We start from the raw sequence: 1,428 nt of genomic DNA, 5'->3' as shown, positions 1-1,428 counted from the left end.
GAGTCTGTAAAATAGATTGTGTAAACTCTCAAACCTACTAAAATGGAAGTAGCAGAAAGGTTGGGAGCACACATGGGATTGTTGTCGAAAGAGCAGCTTCGAGCGTTTATCAAGGAGAACGGCCTGGTCACCGCTCAGGACGCACAGAACGCTTTGAAAGACTTGTTTGCTGAAACGTTGCAGGAAATGCTTGAGGCCGAGATGGACACGCATCTGGGCTACGGGAAGCACGATGTGCAGAACAAGCAGACGAGCAACAGCCGCAACGGGAAAAGCAAAAAGACGATCACGAGCGAGTACGGCGAGCAAGAGATTGCGGTCCCACGGGATCGGCAAGGCGAGTTCGAACCGCTCGTTGTCCGGAAGCATCAGTCAAACGTAACCGGCATCGAGGATCAGATCATCGCGCTCTACGCCAAGGGTGTCAGCACCCGTGAGATCCAGGATCATTTGAATCAGCTGTACGGCATCGACGTCTCGCCGACGATGATCTCGAACGTGACGAACAAGATCGTGCCGCTGATCAAGGAGTGGCAGAATCGCCCGCTGCAAGCCGTGTACGCTGTTGTTTTCCTGGACGCCATCCACTTCAAGGTGAAGCAGGACGGCGCCATCGTGAACAAGGCTGCCTACATGGTCATCGGTATCGATCTGGATGGCAACAAAGACGTGCTGGGCATGTGGATCGGCGAAAACGAGTCGGCGAAGTTCTGGCTGAGCGTGTTGAACGACCTCAAGAACCGTGGCGTTCAGGATATCCTCATCACCTGTGTCGACAACCTGACCGGCTTCTCCCAAGCGATCACCGCCTGCTACCCGAAGACTGAGATTCAGAAGTGCATCATCCACCAAATCCGCAACTCGACGCGCTATGTGTCCTACAAGGACCTCAAGAAAGTGACGGCGGACCTGAAGCCCATCTACAAGGCCTCGACGGAAGAGATGGCGCTTGTGGAGCTGGATCGCTTCGAAGAGGCGTGGGGCTCCAAGTATCCGCTCATCGTCCGCTCATGGCGTACCAACTGGGACGAGCTGGCAACGTTCTTCAAGTACCCGCCGGAGATCCGAAAGCTGATCTACACAACGAACATGATCGAAAGCTACCATCGCCAGCTCCGCAAGGTGACCAAAGGCAAAAGCATCTTCCCGACAGATGAGGCGTTGCTGAAGATGTTGTATCTGGTCACGATGGACGTTACGCGCAAATGGACAGGACGAGTCCAAAATTGGGGCCAAATGCTACTGCAGTTCTCGGTCTTCTTCCCCGAGCGTATCGGCCAGCATCTGCCGTGAGGGTCAATCTCCCCTATGAGGGAGATTCTCTATAAAAGAGTTTACACAAAATTATTGACAGACCCGCAATCGAAGGTATCAGGTGGTTCCACAGTATCAGTTGAATTTGTTTGTCCTCTTTGTGGTTATACTTAT

Annotated in this window: 1 protein-coding gene; it reads left to right on the top strand. The window is 53.0% G+C overall.

Annotated features, from left to right (window positions below; translation table 11 throughout):
* The first annotated feature begins 72 nt into the window (after positions 1 to 72).
* Positions 73 to 1,293: an IS256 family transposase gene (locus tag H4Q31_RS18045; protein ID WP_185180464.1), complete on the top strand. Its 1,221-nt coding sequence runs from the start codon at positions 73 to 75 to the stop codon at positions 1,291 to 1,293.
* Positions 1,294 to 1,428: the final 135 nt, after the last annotated feature.

This window comes from Cohnella lubricantis (genome assembly GCF_014212015.1).
Taxonomy (GTDB): Bacteria; Bacillota; Bacilli; order Paenibacillales; family Paenibacillaceae; genus Cohnella; species Cohnella lubricantis.
Note: the sequence above shows the minus strand (reverse complement) of the source record. Positions and strands in the feature narration are given on the sequence as shown.